Origin of the sequence: Priestia sp. FSL W8-0001 (genome assembly GCF_038050335.1) — a bacterium.
GTDB lineage: Bacteria > Bacillota > Bacilli > Bacillales > Bacillaceae_H > Priestia > Priestia flexa.
Genome location: NZ_JBBPAL010000001.1, coordinates 3,324,670 through 3,341,015 on the forward strand (window position 1 = coordinate 3,324,670; position 16,346 = coordinate 3,341,015).

The 16,346-nt window shown below is 41.1% G+C and carries 17 protein-coding genes and 1 other annotated feature; of the genes, 3 read left to right on the forward strand and 14 right to left on the reverse strand.

Annotated features, from left to right (window positions below; all coding sequences use genetic code 11):
* Window positions 1–35: 35 nt before the first annotated feature.
* The 4 genes from safA to nadB all read right to left on the reverse strand — a co-directional run bounded on the left by safA (window position 36) and on the right by nadB (window position 5,010).
* Window positions 36–1,283 (reverse strand): SafA/ExsA family spore coat assembly protein, encoded by a 1,248-nt coding sequence (gene safA / locus MKZ18_RS17610; RefSeq protein ID WP_445677365.1) that lies wholly within the window; start codon window positions 1,281–1,283, stop codon window positions 36–38.
* Between the two features lie 214 nt (window positions 1,284–1,497).
* Window positions 1,498–2,598: a quinolinate synthase NadA gene (gene nadA, locus MKZ18_RS17615; RefSeq protein WP_138116593.1), complete on the reverse strand. Its 1,101-nt coding sequence runs from the start codon at window positions 2,596–2,598 to the stop codon at window positions 1,498–1,500.
* Window positions 2,585–3,436 (reverse strand): carboxylating nicotinate-nucleotide diphosphorylase, encoded by an 852-nt coding sequence (gene nadC / locus MKZ18_RS17620; protein ID WP_340842163.1) that lies wholly within the window; start codon window positions 3,434–3,436, stop codon window positions 2,585–2,587. Before nadC ends, nadA begins: the two co-directional genes overlap by 14 nt.
* Window positions 3,437–3,474: 38 nt before the next feature.
* Window positions 3,475–5,010 (reverse strand): L-aspartate oxidase, encoded by a 1,536-nt coding sequence (gene nadB, locus MKZ18_RS17625; protein ID WP_225001542.1) that lies wholly within the window; start codon window positions 5,008–5,010, stop codon window positions 3,475–3,477.
* A gap of 139 nt (window positions 5,011–5,149) precedes the next feature.
* Here nadB and MKZ18_RS17630 point away from each other — a divergent pair, with 139 nt between their 5' ends.
* The 3 genes from MKZ18_RS17630 to MKZ18_RS17640 all read left to right on the forward strand — a co-directional run bounded on the left by MKZ18_RS17630 (window position 5,150) and on the right by MKZ18_RS17640 (window position 8,314).
* Window positions 5,150–6,286: an IscS subfamily cysteine desulfurase gene (locus tag MKZ18_RS17630; RefSeq protein ID WP_061785226.1), complete on the forward strand. Its 1,137-nt coding sequence runs from the start codon at window positions 5,150–5,152 to the stop codon at window positions 6,284–6,286.
* A 4-nt stretch (window positions 6,287–6,290) separates the two neighbouring features.
* The gene (locus MKZ18_RS17635; protein ID WP_061785225.1) at window positions 6,291–6,836 is read left to right on the forward strand and encodes a transcription repressor NadR; all 546 of its coding nucleotides are present in this window, start codon (window positions 6,291–6,293) and stop codon (window positions 6,834–6,836) included.
* Window positions 6,837–6,955: 119 nt separating this feature from the next.
* Entirely contained in the window at window positions 6,956–8,314 is a 1,359-nt protein-coding gene (locus MKZ18_RS17640) for an IS1182 family transposase (RefSeq protein ID WP_144594447.1), read from the forward strand.
* A 124-nt stretch (window positions 8,315–8,438) separates the two neighbouring features.
* Here the strand turns inward: MKZ18_RS17640 and pheA are convergent, their stop codons facing one another.
* From pheA to MKZ18_RS17690, 10 genes are all read right to left on the reverse strand, one after another.
* Window positions 8,439–9,308 carry a prephenate dehydratase gene (gene pheA, locus MKZ18_RS17645; RefSeq protein ID WP_061785224.1) on the reverse strand — a complete coding sequence of 290 codons (870 nt, stop codon included), beginning with the start codon at window positions 9,306–9,308 and terminating at the stop codon, window positions 8,439–8,441.
* A 32-nt stretch (window positions 9,309–9,340) separates the two neighbouring features.
* Entirely contained in the window at window positions 9,341–9,790 is a 450-nt protein-coding gene (locus tag MKZ18_RS17650) for an ACT domain-containing protein (RefSeq protein WP_025908521.1), read from the reverse strand.
* A gap of 29 nt (window positions 9,791–9,819) precedes the next feature.
* Window positions 9,820–11,106 carry a GTPase ObgE gene (gene obgE, locus MKZ18_RS17655; RefSeq protein WP_025908522.1) on the reverse strand — a complete coding sequence of 429 codons (1,287 nt, stop codon included), beginning with the start codon at window positions 11,104–11,106 and terminating at the stop codon, window positions 9,820–9,822.
* 56 nt (window positions 11,107–11,162) lie between these two features.
* Window positions 11,163–11,702, reverse strand: coding sequence for a Spo0B C-terminal domain-containing protein (locus MKZ18_RS17660; RefSeq protein ID WP_025908523.1), 540 nt, complete (start codon window positions 11,700–11,702; stop codon window positions 11,163–11,165).
* 179 nt (window positions 11,703–11,881) lie between these two features.
* Window positions 11,882–12,175: a 50S ribosomal protein L27 gene (rpmA, locus tag MKZ18_RS17665; RefSeq protein WP_025908524.1), complete on the reverse strand. Its 294-nt coding sequence runs from the start codon at window positions 12,173–12,175 to the stop codon at window positions 11,882–11,884.
* A gap of 16 nt (window positions 12,176–12,191) precedes the next feature.
* The gene (locus tag MKZ18_RS17670) at window positions 12,192–12,524 is read right to left on the reverse strand and encodes a ribosomal-processing cysteine protease Prp (RefSeq protein ID WP_025908525.1); all 333 of its coding nucleotides are present in this window, start codon (window positions 12,522–12,524) and stop codon (window positions 12,192–12,194) included.
* Window positions 12,525–12,536: 12 nt separating this feature from the next.
* Complete coding sequence (rplU, locus tag MKZ18_RS17675) at window positions 12,537–12,845, reverse strand: 50S ribosomal protein L21 (RefSeq protein ID WP_025908526.1); 309 nt, start codon at window positions 12,843–12,845, stop codon at window positions 12,537–12,539.
* 14 nt (window positions 12,846–12,859) lie between these two features.
* Window positions 12,860–12,932: a sequence feature (ribosomal protein L21 leader region), on the reverse strand.
* Between the two features lie 80 nt (window positions 12,933–13,012).
* Entirely contained in the window at window positions 13,013–14,470 is a 1,458-nt protein-coding gene (locus MKZ18_RS17680) for an Rne/Rng family ribonuclease (protein ID WP_062686619.1), read from the reverse strand.
* A gap of 88 nt (window positions 14,471–14,558) precedes the next feature.
* A complete protein-coding gene (locus tag MKZ18_RS17685; RefSeq protein WP_340842153.1) occupies window positions 14,559–15,422 on the reverse strand; it encodes a M50 family metallopeptidase in 864 nt (287 codons plus the stop codon).
* The gene (locus MKZ18_RS17690) at window positions 15,415–16,206 is read right to left on the reverse strand and encodes a M23 family metallopeptidase (protein ID WP_025908529.1); all 792 of its coding nucleotides are present in this window, start codon (window positions 16,204–16,206) and stop codon (window positions 15,415–15,417) included. Before MKZ18_RS17690 ends, MKZ18_RS17685 begins: the two co-directional genes overlap by 8 nt.
* Between the last annotated feature and the right edge of the window lie 140 nt (window positions 16,207–16,346).

Consider the following 16,346-nt stretch of genomic DNA (forward strand, 5'->3'; position numbering starts at 1 on the left):
AGAGGCGATGTATAGAGTCATCGCCTCTGCCGTTATTAATCTTCATCTTCTTCATAATCGGGTATATTAAATAAATCCGGATCAACCGCTGGATATGGCGGTGCCCCTATCATACCAAATGGGGGTCCATACGGGGCTGGGTACGGTGCCAAGCGCTGATCTTGGTACCCATATGGCATCTGTTGGTATCCATACGGCATCTGCTGGTGTCCATATGGAATGGGCTGAGGAGATCCACATCCGCAGTCTTCTTGCGGTTGCTGATATGGCATCTGCATACCCATTACGCTATTGTTTTCCATCTCTGGCGATTCCATCATTTCACCTTGTACCTGTGGCATCGACGGATACATTGGATACGCAGGTTGCTGGTATCCCCAAGGTGGTGGACAAGGCGAGCATTGAACCGGACCACATGGCATATACGGATTCATCATTGGGTAAAATGGTGCATTCGCAGCATGCATTGGCGCATTTGGATGTTGCATTTGACCAGCTACCATTTGGTTATTTTCCATGGACTCCATTTCTTCCATTGCTCCTTGTACCTGTGGCATCTGCCATTGATGTGGATACACAGGATATGCTGGTGGCATTGGCGGTGGATAACACGGCATATAATGAAATCCACATCCAGGCATTACTGGAGAGATTGGTACAATTGGATAGCATGGCTGTTGCACCGGTGCTTCTACACTCTCCATCTCTGGACTTTCAGGTGACTCTACAACAGCTTCTACTTTTGGCTCTTCTTTTTTCGGCTGTTGCATCGCCATGTTTAACGTATAGTAATTGTTAATGTCAATTTCAGGAGCGATTGGCTGAATCTTTGGAAGCTTTGGCATCTTAGGCATTTCCTTTTTAGGCGCTTCTTTCTTTGGTGCCTCTTTTTTTGGCATTTCCTTCTTTGGTGCTTCTTTCTTCGGCGCTACTGGCGCTACTGGTGCTTCTTTCTTCGGCGGCTGAGCAATTGGCATCTCTTTTTTCACTGGCTGCATGCTCGGAATTGGTGATTGTTCACTATCTATTTCTGTTACCGGATAAGCTTTCGTTGATTGGTCGCTATATGGATGCTGGACTTTAGGCATTTCTTTAATCCCTAATGAGTTCCCTTCATTTGCAACAGGTACTCCGCCAGTTGGCACTTTAATTTTCATTCCAGGCATAATCATGTCTGGATTGCTTAATTGTGAGTTCATTTTTTTAAGTTCTTCAAAGTTTGCGCCATATTTTTGGGCAATTTTCCAAAGGGTATCCCCTTTTTGGACAATATGGATTTTCAACGTCATTCCCCTCCCGAGTCGAGTATATTTCATCTATATGTGCGGAATCAAAGCAAGTTCTGTTTGTTCATCACAACATATGCCTTGAACAAGTATTTTATTCTTGATGCTTAAAAGTTTGGATTTTTTTATAAAAAAAAGATCCATCACCACAAATGTATGTGAGAGGATCTCTTTTATGCTTGTTTTTCACTTTTCATTTAGTCCGACATCTTTAAACCATTGCAAGCATATTGTTGAGTGCTTTTTGAGCCAGTTCTGCTACTTCAGACTCCACTTTAATTTCATTGATGGGCGTGCCCTTATCAATCATTTCTAAAGACCAAAGCAAATGAGGAAGATCAATACGATTCATTGTTAAACAAGGACACATATACGGATTAAGTGAAATAACCTTCTTATCATCATGAGCATGAATCAAGCGGTTAACCAAGTTCATTTCTGTTCCAATTGCCCACTCTGAACCTGATGGAGCTTGTTCAATCGTCTCCATGATGTACTTTGTTGAGCCAGCGTAATCAGAGTGCTGCACTACGTCATGCGTACACTCTGGATGCACAATGATGTTCATGTTCGGGTGTGCTTTACGTACATGCTCAATGTTTTTCAACGTGAAATTTTCATGAACGGAGCAGTGTCCCTTCCACAGGATAATCTTCACATCTTCTATATCACCATCAAAAACGAGCTCATTTTCAATGGGATCCCAAATAGCCATTTCAGAAAGAGGCACTCCTAATTCATAAGCTGTATTTCTTCCTAAATGCTGATCTGGTAAAAATAAAATACGCTGTTTTTTAGAAAACGCCCACTGAACCACTTCTTTTGCGTTTGATGACGTCACGGTTGCTCCATGATGTTTGCCGACAAACGCCTTGATTTCCGCGGTGGAATTAACATACGTAAGCGGTATAATTGTGTCTCCAAACAAAGATTGCAAAATCGGCCATGCTTTTTCTGTTTGTTCAATGTTAGCCATATCGGCCATAGAACACCCTGCTCGCATATCAGGTAACACAACTCGTTGACTACTCGTTGTTAAAATATCCGCCGTTTCTGCCATAAAATGAACACCACAAAATACGATATAAGCAGCTTTTTTATTTGCTGCCGCCATTTGAGATAGCTGCAAGGAATCTCCTACCGCATCCGCGAACTTGTAAACTTCATCCTTTTGATAATGATGTCCTAATATGTAAAGCTGAGCGCCAAGCTTTTGCTTAATGATTCTAATTCTTCTCTTCATCTCTTCATCCGACATCATTGAATACTCAAAGGGTAATGTCTTAGTCTTTAACGTTTCAAACAAGTTCATGGTTCATTTCCTCCACGTTTAAGCTAATATCAAGTGACTGCACAGAGTGTGTTAATGCTCCTAAGGAGATGTAGTCAACACCCGTGTCTTTATATAAAGCTATATTATTCAAATTCATTCCACCAGAAGCTTCTGTCGTAATGTGGTTTGGTACCTGAGAAATCCATTTCTTAATCGTTTGTGGGTCGCAGTTATCAAACATAATAATATCTACGTCTGCTTCAACCGCTTCTTTTAGCTGTTCCAGGGTCTCTATCTCCACTTCTACCTTTACCATGGGTCCAATATATTCTTTCACTTTTAAAACAGCGTTTTTAATAGAACCTGCATACGCAATATGATTATCTTTTAACATGACTCCGTCGTACAACCCAAACCGATGATTAACTCCTCCACCCATTCGAACAGCATACTTTTCTAACCCTCGAAGCCCAGGCGTTGTTTTACGCGTATCACAAATTTGTGTATGCGTCCCTTCCATTATTTTTCTCGCTTGAAAAGTCATCGTTGCGATTCCGCTCATGCGCTGGATAAGGTTTAATATAACGCGCTCTCCCGTTAAAATTGCTTGTATTGGTCCGTGAATCTTTGCAATGATATCTCCAGCTTCAACGTACTGTCCATCTTTTATATAAAGCTGAACTTTCGCTTGTTGATTTAGTAATTGAAAGCCTTCTGTAATAATACTATCACCCACAAAAACTCCACTTTGCTTAGTGACAATTTCAGCGCTTCCCGTTTCGTGACGTGAAAAAATGGCTTCACTCGTCAAATCCTGATCTCCAACGTCTTCAATAAAAAATTGATGAAGAAGTGCTTTAACCTTCAATGCGTTCATACAATTCCCCTCGTTTTCTTTGTATCATTCATTACCAATTACGCTAATACGCCTCGTAAAACATGAGTAACTTTTTGTTTCTCCCACTGATGACTAGTTTGAGGAAAGTCAGACCTGTAATGTGCGCCTCTGCTTTCACATCGATGTATCGCTGCAGAAGCTATGAGTTTTCCAAGTCTGAGCATCAAAATTCGCCGCCTTTGTTGTTCGGGATATGACCTTGTAAAGCTAAAATCCAACGAATCTAGCTCCTCATCAAACCAGCTGATTGCTTGACGGAGACCAGCTCCGTTTCGAATGATTCCTACGTGCTGCATCATAACGGCTTGAATATCCGCTTGATGCATAATTAAAGACTCCTCAACTCTTGAAATCTGATAGTTTGTTTTATAATCTACGACTCGCCTACTTTCTTTTGATAGGATATGGCACCCTACTCGTCTACCGAATACGATACACTCTAACAACGAGTTACTAGCTAGACGGTTTGCACCATGTACGCCTGTACAGGCTGCTTCTCCTACAGCATAAAGAGATGGAATGGTCGTTTCTCCGTGTTCGTTAACTTTGATTCCACCCATTAAAAAATGTGCACCTGGTATGACAGGTATTCGATTTTTGGAAAGGTGAATATTTGCTTTTTGACAAAGAGCTTTTATTGTCGGAAAGCGTTTGTTAAACTTTTCTACTTCGCTAATATCTAAAAAGACATCTTTTCCTTTTTGTATTTGCCCAAAAACTGCTCTTGCTACAATATCTCGCGACGATAGGTCTTCAAACGGCTGAATTCCTTTCATGAAGCGCTCTCCATCTTCAGTTACGAGCACGCCTCCTTCACCGCGTACCGCTTCTGATACCAGTCCAGCAGCATGATTCCCCTCTCGCAAGAGCGTAGGGTGAAACTGAATAAATTCTAAATCTTCAAGTTCTGCTCCCACATCATAAGCAAGCATCAAGCCGTCTCCAGTGGCGTAAGCATGATTGGACGTATACTGATACAAACCGCCGATTCCACCAGTAGCCACTACAACATGCTCTGCTAAATACGCTTGTATCTTCCCTTTTCGTCCTTCTCCAATCGCTCCAATACATCCTTGTTCATCACAAATTAGCTTATGAACAATTTGATGCTCTATAATTTCAACATGAGGTAATACGCGCTTCTTTAAAAAGGCAAATAATAAAGCACCCGTTTGGTCTCCTCCTGCATGCAAAATTCGATTTAATCGATGAGCTCCTTCTCTACCAAAATGCAGGCTGCCATTTTGGAATTGATCAAACTCCATGCCGTTAGCAATGAAGTCGAATACGCAGCTGATTCCTTCTTTAGTTAATATATGTACGGTCTCTTCGCTGCAGTGACTGCTACCAGCTGCTAACGTATCATAAGCATGTTCTTGCCAACTATCATGGTTTCCCACCGCCGCTGCAATTCCACCTTGCGCTAATACAGAATTGTTTTGTTCTATGCTTCCTTTTGTTACAATCGTAACTTTCTTATATGGATACAAAGCAGAAGCCGTAGCTAAAGCTGCCAATCCACTTCCAATAATCAACACGTCCGTCTTATGCATGCTTCACCTCTTACACTTCTGTTAATTTATAAAAACAAAAAACAAGACAATTAACTTTACATGTGTCTTGACACTTATATTTACATATTATTAAATAAAAGACAAGATATTTTTTATTTTGAACGAAAGAGGGAAAGCTATGATTTACCTTGACTATGCTTCAACCACGCCCATGAGTAAGGAATCAATCCAAGCATATCACACAGCGGCCACATCGTATTACGGAAATACAAACAGCTTACATACGGTTGGTACGCAAGCAGATGATTTGCTTTCTTTATGTCGACATCAGCTCGCTTCTCTTATTAATGGAGAGCAACAAGCCATCTACTTTACAAGCGGAGGCACGGAATCAAACGTACTTGCTATCCGCTCACTTCTCCATTACACAGAGCATAGAGGAAAACACATTATAACGACTTCGTTAGAGCATTCCTCCGTCTTACAGGCTCTCTCTTCGTTCCAAGAAGTAGAGTATACTATTACTTATCTACCAGTCACAAAAGATGGCGTTGTGTCGATAGAAGCTTTGCAAGACGCCATTCAAGACGACACAGTTCTTGTAGCCATTCAGCATGTCAATCACGAGCTAGGATCAATTCAGCCCGTTTATGATATTGGACAACTGTTAAAAAAACGAGACATTTGGTTCCACTGCGACTGTGTGCAGTCATTTGGAAAATTACCGATTAACGTGAAAGAAGCAAACATTGATAGCTTATCAGTATCAAGCCATAAACTATATGGTCCAAAAGGCGTCGGATTCGTTTACATTCAACCAAGTTCTTCTAAAGCTTCTGCTTCCCTAACTCATTTCCTTACAGAAAGCCATAGAGGAACTGTGAACGTCCCTGGAATTGCAGCGTTTACGACGGCTGCTGAACATGCTTATACTCAGTTAAAACAAGCCTACAATCACTTCGAACACTTAAAGTCATACTTGCTTATACGCATCAAGGAGTTACAGGGATTCGTTGAGATGGAAGCAGCTAGCTCAGCTCACTTTCCTGGTATAATCGGACTAACGTTCCGCAACGTACAAGGTCAGTATGTTATGTTACAATGTAATCGTCACAATATCGCAGTAGCAACGGGCAGCGCTTGTACAGTTCATAAACAAGCCCCTCTTCGTTCGCTACTAGCTATTGGAAAAAGTCCAGAGCAAGCCAAAAATTTCATTCGCATTTCCTTTAGTTTGCATACGACTACGAAAGATTTAGATGAACTAATGAATGTGCTTCATTTATTACATAAAGAGATTATGAAGGAGCGGTAAGACCATGTCAGAAAATCAACGCAAAGTTTTAGGTGAAGAGCGACGAGAACTCATTTTACAATGGTTAAAAGATGAACAGAAGCCGATGACAGGCAGTGAACTATCAAAAAGAACAAAGGTAAGCAGACAGGTGATTGTGCAGGATATCTCGCTCTTAAAAGCCCGTAATGAACCTATTTTAGCCACAAGCCAAGGCTATATTTATATGCAGTCTCCTGGCCAGGCATCCTCTCAGCAGCGAATTATTGCTTGTCATCACGCACCTGAAGATACAGAGAAAGAGCTTTTTCTCATCGTAGACCACGGAGTGTGCGTAAAAGATGTAATCATTGAACACCCCGTATACGGAGAGCTTACGGCTTCAATGATGGTTCAAACTCGTAAAGATGTAGAAGCTTTTTTACACAAGATTAATCAAACCAACGCAACCTATCTTTCACAATTAACAGAAGGCACCCACCTTCACACGCTTGAAGCAGACTCCGTTCAGAAGCTTGATGCAGCCTGTCATGCACTTGAGCAAGCTGGCTACCTATTAAAGAGTGAATAAAAAAATCCCGCTATGTTTTATAGCGGGATTCAGACTGTAGACAAACTGGAAGAAATCCAGTTTGCCTACAGTCTTTTTTATTTTACAATGGAAGTACTACATAACTTGAGGTGATTGACATGCTTTCGAAACATAATCCCATTCAACGAGATCAATTAGAAATGATTACGTTAAATCAATTGGTACCGGCCAGCCACTTGGTTCGTAAAATAGAGGCAGCACTTGATTTTTCGTTCATCTATGACTTGGTGAAGGACATGTATTCAGAAATCGGTCGTCCCAGTATTGATCCTGTCATCTTAATTAAATTGACCTTCCTTCAATACACGTTTGGAATCCGGTCCATGCGCCAAACGATTGAACAAGTGGAAACCAATATGGCCTATCGCTGGTTCCTTGGGTATGGTTTCCACGATAAAGTGCCTCATTTCTCTACGTTCGGAAAAAACTATGAACGCCGTTTTAAAGATACCGATCTGTTTGAACAGATTTTCTATCGCATCTTAAAGGAAGCTGCCGAGAAAAAGCTAATCAGTGCCGAGCACGTTTTCGTGGATTCGACCCATGTTAAAGCGAGTGCGAACAAACGCAAATTTGAAAAGAAAGTCGTTCGCAAAGAGACACGCGCGTATCAGGAACGCCTTCAAGAAGAGATTAACCAGGACCGGGAAGATCACGGAAAAAAACCATTTCCTCCGGACAAGTTTGAGAAGGAAGAGAAGAAAGAAATCAAAGAAAGCACCACCGATCCAGAGAGTGGTTACTATGTGAAGGATGAACGGACGAAGCAGTTCGCCTATTCTTTTCACGCAGCCGCGGATCGTAACGGTTTTGTGCTTGGCACCATGGTCACACCTGGCAACACACATGATAGTCAGATTTTAGAGCCATTGGTCGGAAAGGTCATCGAGAGAGTCGGAAAGCCTGAAGCGGTCGCCGCAGATGCCGCGTACAAAACTCCTGCGATTACCCGTTACTTATTGGAACAGGGGATGACCCCTGCCTTGCCATACACACGACCACGTACGAAAAAAGGTTTTTTCCGAAAACATGACTATGTGTATGACGAATACTTTGACTGTTATCTTTGCCCGGCAGGTGAGATCTTGGCCTACTCGACAACGAATAAAGAAGGATATCGGGAGTACAAATCGCCAAAACAGATTTGTGCGACATGCCCATTTTTAGCCAGATGTACGGAGAGTAAAGACCACCAGAAAGTGGTGACGCGTCATATTTGGCAGGAATACGTAGAAGAGGCAGACCATCTTCGCTATCACGCAGAGGTGAAAGAGATTTATGCCAAACGTAAAGAAACCATTGAGCGTGTATTCGCAGATGGAAAAGAAAAGCATGGCATGCGTTGGACAACGTTAAGGGGACTTAAAAAATTGTCGATGCAGGCGATGCTTACTTTCGCTGCCATGAACCTGAAGAAGATGGCCAACTGGACGTGGCAAGGTCCAAAAATGGCCTAAATGATGAACTCGAAGAGGTCTGTCTTTTTATTAAATAGCTTCAAATCCCATAAAAAGCTAAAAAGGGGTTCGGAATGAGACCATTCCGAATCCCTTTTGTCGACAAACTGAATCCCGCTATGTTTTATAGCGGGATTTTTTGGTCGAGTAGCGTATGTGGATAGCTTCCTAAAACAGCTACCTTACATCCAAGTGCTTCGAGTTCAGCAATCGCGCTTGGGATGAGCACCTCGTCCATTTTCTGTTCAATATCGACAATAAAGAAGTAGTTTCCTAATCCTGTCTTCATTGGCCTTGATTCAATTTTAGATAGGTTTAGCTTACGCCATGCAAACGCAGACAGTACTTGATGTAGTGCTCCTGCTTGATCCGATGGTAATGTAATCATTAACGTCGTCTTGTAACCATTCTCTTGCTCAAATGGCACTGCGCGAGTTCTATCCTTATGAAGTACAACGAATCGAGTCGTGTTGTGATCATAATCATGAATATTTGGGCGTGCGATATGAAGCCCATACTCCTTAGCAGCTAGCCCGTTGGCAATCGCACCAACAACTTCTCCAGGGTTCTCGCTAACATATTTTGCAGCAAATGCTGTTGATGTCATTTCTTCTACAGGAACATGAGCTAAGCTGCCGTATAAAAACTTATGGCACTGCGCAATGGCATGAGGATGTGAATAAACTGCCTTGACCTCTTCCCATTTGTCTGCATGATCAGGATGAACCATCAAATGCTGACGAATCGGTAAAATGATCTCGCCTACTACTGGAAGACGATGCTCATGAATTAAATAATCAAGTGTTAAATTAACGGAACCTTCTAGTGCATTTTCAAGCGGAACGATTCCATACTCTACTTCTTCGTTATACACCGCATCAATACAAGATGGAATAGTCTTAAAGGGAATCTGCTCATATTCTGAAAATACTTCTTGAACTGCTACATGTGTAAATGTTGCTTTTGGTCCTAAATATCCTACTTTCCCCACGATTCTTCTCTCTCCTGTCTATGTCTGCTTTCTAGTTAAGCACCTGAACCAAGGACTTCAACCTTGTCCACAAATGCAAGTCTTTTTAACTCTCGTAACAAATCGTTCAACTCAACCTTCATACTTGCAATATCTAGTGAGAGCGTAACGTTTGCTCTACCTTGCAGCGGAATGGTTTGGTGAATCGTTAACACGTTACAACCCGAAGAGGCTACGACACTTAGTAAATGAGATAGCGTACCTGAGCGATCTTCCAGGTGAAAAAAGAGCGAAATAATTCGCTGTGTAACAACCGTTTGAAATGGAAACACAGTATCTCTATATTTATAAAAAGCACTGCGGCTTAAGTCAACCTCTTGAACTGCATCGGCTACGGAAGCTGATTTTCCACGTTCAATTAGCAGCTTTGCATCCAGCGTTTTCTTCATTGCTTCTGGCAATACATCTTCTCGTACTAAATAAAACTGCTTATCCGCCTTATCCAAGTCAAGCCCCTCCCCCGTGACATGAATGATTAGTCGATAAATTCGAACTCATATTCGAATAGCTTTACAATATCTCCATCTTTTGCGCCTCTTTCACGAAGCGCTTCGTCTATGCCCATACCACGAAGCTGACGAGCAAAGCGACGAACAGATTCGTCTCTTGAGAAATCTGTCATCTTGAACAGCTTTTCGACTTTTTCGCCATCTAATACAAATGAACCGTCGCTATCGCGTGTAATTTGGAATTCAACTTCCTTCTTCTCGTGCTTGTAAAGTACGCGGTGAGTCGATAAATCTTCCTCTTCATGCATTGGGAATTCAGGCGTTGTGTCTACAAGATCAGCTACCGTAAACAACAATTCGCGTATTCCGTCACGCGTTGCAGCAGAGATAGGGAATACTTTTACTTCATCTCCAATTTTTTCTTTAAAACGAGCTAAGTTTTCTGCCGCTTCTGGAATATCCATTTTATTTGCTACTACCACTTGTGGACGCTCTGTTAAGCGTAAATTATATTGGCGTAGCTCTTCATTGATTGTTAGATAGTCTTCGTAAGGATCGCGACCTTCTAATCCAGACATGTCTACTACGTGAACAATAACTCGCGTACGTTCAATGTGGCGTAAAAACTGATGTCCTAAACCAACGCCTTCGTGTGCACCTTCAATTAAACCTGGTAAATCCGCCATAACAAAACTACGGTTGTCTCCCGTTTCAACGACTCCTAGATTTGGTGCAAGCGTTGTAAAATGATACTCGGCAATCTTTGGCTTCGCAGCAGACGTAACCGATAGTAAAGTTGATTTTCCTACGCTTGGGAATCCAACTAATCCAACATCCGCCAGTACTTTTAGCTCAAGGATAACATCGCGCTCTTGTCCTGGCTCTCCGTTTTCAGAAAGCTCTGGAGCCGGGTTAGCTGGCGTTGCAAAACGCGTATTTCCTCGACCTCCGCGTCCACCTTTTGCAATAACCGCACGCTGACCGTGTTCTACTAAATCTGCAATTGTTTCTTTTGTCTCTGCATCAACCACAACTGTTCCTGGTGGAACTTTAACAACCATTGCTTCTGCATTGCGCCCGTGCTGGCCTTTTGACATGCCGTGCTCACCACGATCTGCTTTAAAGTGTCGCTTATAGCGAAAATCCATCAGCGTACGTAACCCTTCTTCTACTTCAAAGATAACGTCTGCTCCGTGACCACCGTCACCACCAGCTGGACCTCCTTTTGGCACATACTTTTCACGACGGAAGGCAACCATACCGTTTCCTCCGTCGCCACCTTTCACATATACCTTGACCTGATCTACAAACATGTACTTTCACTCCGTTCTAGTTCATTCTTCTGTACGCTTGTACAAAAGAGATCTACTCATGTATTTAACTTAATTTGAATATTAAACTCAGTTGGAAGAATTTCTTGTTCAACGCATGTAAGCATTTGACCATATTCATAACTACCGAGCTGTTCTTGTAAATTTTGCATATCCGTTAGTATTCCACTAAAATCAAAAAAGAAACGAGGTTCCTGCTCTTCGGTGCATAATGAAATACTCAAATAATTATCAGCATGATAATCAATATGAGATTCTAGCAAACCCGTTAAATAACGGCACCATTTGTATACTTCATTATCATACTTTGATAAATCCTGAGCGTTTCCGAGCACTTCAAGTTCTAACCGAACCGCGTGGTTATACCAGTGGTAAGTCATAACAAAACCTGTGAACAAATGCATATTCATGCTTGTTAATTTTGATTCGTGCTGTGACTCGTTCACGATTGTATTGATGATGTCGTTTGCTCGATCTACCCGATTCAGTGCTAAATTGCCTTTGATTAGCTGTATCTTATTTAGCCAATCATGCCTAGCATATTTTAATACTTCGACAACATCCCACTCTTTTTTCATTTTCGCACTCCTAACTAACTTTTGACTCGAGCATAAGTAACTTCTAGGCGATAAAAAACATCTCGCATCATTGTTATTTAATATGTTCGATTATAACAAATTCCAGTGGAGAATAGGTGAATTATTCTACAAAAAGAAAACTCTAACCTCCATTGAGGTTAGAGTTTTCTTTTCACAGCTTATGCTTCTTGAGCTACTGGATATACAGATACTTTTTTACGGTCACGACCGAAACGTTCGAATTTAACGATACCGTCGATTTGAGCGTATAGAGTATCATCTCCACCACGACCTACGTTTGCACCTGGGTAAATTTTAGTACCGCGTTGACGGTATAAAATTGAACCACCAGTTACGAATTGGCCATCAGCACGTTTAGCACCAAGACGTTTCGAGATTGAATCACGACCGTTTTTAGTACTACCTACTCCTTTTTTAGAAGCGAAGAATTGAAGGTCTAATCTTACTAACATGACATCCACCTCCTGTTTAATTGTCGTTAATTTTTATATATTTACTGTAGTCTAATTCGATTGTTTTCAAAGACACGACCATTCCTTCTAGCAAAAGATGAATTTGCTCCAATGCTGATAAATCAACATTTCCTGGAATCTCACAGCGAAGATATCCACCATCTCCACCCTGCTTGATAACTGGCGTTACGCCGGTTATTGAATGAATAGCGTTTAAAGTGCCAAATGAAACTGCCGATGCTCCCGCACAAACAAGATCTTTTCCATGCTCGGAAAATTCAGCATGTCCACTCATCGTGAACCCGTCGATTTGCTTGTTTGCGTTACGAGAAATTGTCACCTTAATCATCAGATGCTAATCTTACGCGTTGATAGCGTCGATAACAACTTTTGTGTAAGGTTGACGGTGACCTTGCTTACGACGATAGTTTTTCTTTGCTTTGTATTTGAATACAGTGATTTTCTTAGCACGACCTTGTTTTTCAACTTTAGCCGTAACTGTTGCACCTTCAACAAATGGAGCACCAACTTTAACGTTGTCGCCACCTACAAATAATACTTTATCAAAAGTAACTGTTTCGCCTTGTTCACCAGCAAGTTTTTCGATGTAGATTGCTTGACCAGCTTCTACTTTAATTTGTTTACCACCAGTTTCGATAATTGCGTACATTCTCTGCACCTCCTCTAAAAACTAAGACTCGCCATCACAGGTGCCTATACTAGACTTAAAACCTGTTCTGAGCGGTTGTAGCACGGGTGCTACAAACCAACATATTAAATCTTACTACAGTATGAAGGTAAGTGTCAATTACATTTGCAACTTTATTCATAAAAAGATTACTTTCTTAATCTGTCCCGAATGACAGATTCTTTCCCAACGTATTTAACATGGTACATATGAGAAGCTGAAAGCGTTGGCGTACAGTAAAGCTTCAGTCCAATCATTTCTTCTATCGCATGAAAGAAACCATCGTTCTTTAAGTATTTTTCTACATCTTCGCGCGTTTCAACCCAAATGGCTTCTTCTGTTGAAAATCGATATTCCCATAGCTTACGCTCAATTTGAAACGCAATGGCTTCTGCATCCATTACTCGTCCTGTTCCATTGCAAACCTGACAAGCCGTCGTTAAGGTAGAACCGATGCTATCACGTACCTTTTTGCGCGTTAGCTGCAAAATACCGAGTTCAGTAAACCCAACTACGGTAGTACGAACTTCATCCTCTTTTACAATGTCTTGAACATACTTTAGCACTTCATCACGATCTTGTCGGCTGCTCATGTTAATGAAATCAATCAATACCATCCCGCCAATGTGGCGAAGCTTTAGCTGCTTAGCCATCTCAAAAGCAGCTTCTTTATTAACGCGTAAAATGTTTTCTCTCAATGAGCTTTTCCCGCTAAACTTTCCTGTATTTACGTCCACTACCGTCATTGCTTCTGTTTCATCAATGACAATATAGCCACCGCTCTTCAGCCAAACAATGCGTTTCAAAAGTTTTTCCAATTGGCTTTCAATCTCATAGTGCTCAAATACGCTTTCAGTGCCTTTATAATAGTAAAAAGGTAATGTTGGATACGCCTTAAGAAGCTGTTGGTATTCAGTAAAATCATCCACTACGAATTCTTGTATTGATTTTTTACTCGCATTTTGTACAAATGCATTCAAAAACTCTTGGCCTTTTTTTAAGAGCTTCGGTGCCTTTTGATTCTTGTTCGCTACGATTTCATGTTGATACTGAACTCGCAGCTCTTTGACTCTCTTTATTACCTGTTCCTCTGTCAGCGATTGAACAGCTGTCCGAAAGACAAGGCCTTCTTTCTCTTCAACCAGCTGTTGACCAAGCTGCTTCCACTTAACTCGCTCTTTCTCCTCCATCTTTTTCGAAGTTGCCACATAGTTTCCGTCTGGTAAATAAACAAGTTCTTCCGTTGCAAATTCAATCACACCGGTTAAGCGCGGTCCCTTTGTTCCAATTCCTTCTTTAATCACCTGAACAACAATAGCTTCTCCTTCTCGAATAAAAGCTGACATTGGCTTACTGTCTCTTTGAGTGTCCGAATCATTTCGATATGAAACGAGCTCTTGCTGATGAATAAATCCATTTTGTGATAGACCAATATCAACAAAAGCGGCCTGCATACCTGGTACAACCCTCACAACTCGACCTATATAAATATCACCAACAATTTGGTGCTTATTCTGCTCTTCTAAATAAATCTCTTCTAGCTCTCCATCATTTATAACGGCAATGCGCTTCGATTTTGTTGCAGCATTAATAATACATTTTCTCACGTTTAAATCTCCACTTCTTTAATGTTCAATAAAAAAAGTCCGGCTACGCGTTCAGCCGAACCTTACCTTCTTTATATGTTACTTGATTTTAATAGATAGATACAAGTTCATCAAGCGAGCTGTCCACTCTTTTCTCCACAAAATAAGCATGAAGCAGCTCGTTTTCATCAATTCTCAACGCTTCACCGTTTGCTTGAAACACAACCATATGCTTACAGCCTCTTTTAAACTTTTTTAATACATCATAAATCTGCTCATTTGCAGAAGCAGTTACTGGCTGTAAAGTAGAAATTGCATTTTCTTTCCCATGATATCGTTCTAGTAAAAAGCGCATGTAGACAAAATGACGGTTTCGCCATTCTTGATAATGACAAAGAATCAAAAAGGCTAGCACCATCCATAAATGAAGGTGCATTGCATAAAAAACGGCCGTATAGAGGCATAACGCTATTAAAAATCCACTTGATAGTTTTAGCATTCGTTCATGTGCTGTTAAAAACGGCGCATATCTACTGCACCATAAAAACAAAATCTTTCCTCCATCTAGAGGCCAAATAGGTAACAAATTAAAAAAGAAGATAAGCGCATTTTGATAGAGAAATTGTTCATACGTTTCCGCTTGAATCCAACCAAGCTCAGCAAATAAATAAGCACCGCCAACGAGCCAAATATGCTGAATAGGTCCGCTAATCGTAACGATTAGCTCTTCACGAAATGGACGGTTTCCATGTTCATCCACTTCCGCTACTCCACCAAACGGCAGCAGCATAATTCGCTTGATTCGCCATGAAAAATGGTGAGCAGCAAGCGCATGACCCAACTCATGAATAAGGATAATCACAAACAAAATCATCAGCGGCTTAATCGCCGCTGTAAAAATCCCAATAATAAAAACCCCCCACAACAGAGGGTGAATATGAATTTTCATCAGCAGTGATAAGTAGCTATTCAAATTGAATCACCTGACTAGGGTCCACAAACTTTTCACCTTTTTTAATTGCAAAATAAAAGAGGCCTGTTTCTCCGTCATCTGAACTCGCTACTACGCCAAGTTGTTTTCCTTTATTAACAAAGTCATAAACGTTTACATCAACCGTCTTTAGTTGCCCATACCATGTTTCAGAGCCATCAGCATGTTGGATAATTACTGTGTTTCCAATTCCATCTCGTTTTCCAACATAGCGAACAATTCCTTCGCTCATCGCTTCGACAACAGAATCTGCTCCCGTTTGAATCGTTACACCCTGCTTATCTTCTTCAAAGGTCTCCATTACTTTTCCAGATGCAGGCATAACATAATCTCCGCTGACGCTTTGTTCATCGCTTTTAGGTTCAGCCTTTTGTGGTAAAAGCGTGAGCGGTTTGCCAAATTGATCTTCGTACCAAGATGAAACAGCAGCAAACTGAAATTCTTGATCCATCGCTGTAGAGATGTACACCCTTGCTTTTTCAAACGTTGGGGAAGGACTTTTAAATAAAATAGCGACGATAAGTACTAAGCAAGCTGACGCTAAGACTTTAAAAAAGAAGCGCTCTTTTCGAAAAAAGGGATAGCGCTCACCGCTACTTTTAGTAGGTGTATATTCAATAGGTGAATAATCAGGAAGTCCATACTTTTCTTCTTCACTCATCAATGACGTATGAAGCGGTTCATGCGGGATTTTCTTAGCAGTAGAAAGCTGCCTTTTTTTACGCTCAGCAATTCGCTTTCGAATTTCATCAGCACGTCGATTCATGATTCATCATTCTCCTTGTCCTTAAACTTATATAATTTAATGTATGACTTGTCCGGCATCGTTATGACAGGATAAAAATGATGAATAGTGAAACAAAAAAAGCTTCCATTGTGGAAGCTTTTCAAACAAACGCTTTGTTT